Origin of the sequence: Burkholderia puraquae (genome assembly GCF_002099195.1) — a bacterium.
GTDB lineage: Bacteria > Pseudomonadota > Gammaproteobacteria > Burkholderiales > Burkholderiaceae > Burkholderia > Burkholderia puraquae.
Genome location: NZ_NBYX01000070.1, coordinates 1 through 807, shown reverse-complemented (window position 1 = coordinate 807; position 807 = coordinate 1). Strand labels below are relative to the sequence as shown.

Sequence of the window (807 nt, the reverse complement as noted above, 5' to 3'; positions counted from 1 at the left end):
ATCCCTTCGTCGCGCAGCAGCTTCAGGTTCGCGACCGCGACGGCCGCTGCAACCGGGTGCCCCGAGTACGTGAGGCCGTGGTTGAATTCGCCGTTGTCGATGATCGGCCGCGCCACGCGCTCGTGAATGCCGACGGCACCCATCGGCACGTAGCCCGACGTGAGGCCCTTCGCCATCGTGATCAGATCGGGCTCGAAGCCGAAGTGCTGGTGCGCGAACCAYTCGCCGGTGCGGCCGAAGCCGCCGATCACTTCGTCGGCGACCAGCAGGATGTCGTACTTGCGGCAGATCCGCTGGATTTCCGGCCAGTACGTCGACGGCGGGAAGATCACGCCGCCCGCACCCTGGAACGGCTCGCCGATGAACGCCGCGACGTTCTCCGCGCCGAGTTCGAGGATCTTCGCTTCGAGCTGCTGCGCGCGGGCCAGGCCGAACGCTTCGGGCGTCTCGCCGGCCGCCGCTTCGCCGAAGAAATACGGCTGGTCGATATGCACGATGTGCTCGACCTTCGACGGCATCTGCTCGTGCATGTAGCCCATCCCGCCGAGCGTGCCGCCCGCGATCGTCGAGCCGTGGTAGCCGTTCYTGCGCGAGATCACATACTTCTTCTGCGGCTGGCCCTGCACGCGCCAGTACTGGTGCACGAGGCGCAGCACGGTGTCGTTGCCTTCCGAGCCGCTGTTGCAGTAGAAGAAGTGGTTGAAGCCCTTCGGCGTGACTTCCGCGAGCATCGCCGAGAGTTCGATCACCGGCGGGTGCGTGGTCTTGAAGAACGTGTTGTAGAACGGCAGTTCCTGCAACTGGCGA

Annotated in this window: 1 protein-coding gene; it reads right to left on the bottom strand. The window is 65.5% G+C overall.

What is annotated here, in order from left to right:
* The coding region (locus tag B7G54_RS37820; protein ID WP_133059278.1) for an aminotransferase class III-fold pyridoxal phosphate-dependent enzyme at positions 1-807 on the bottom strand (807 nt) is incomplete at both ends.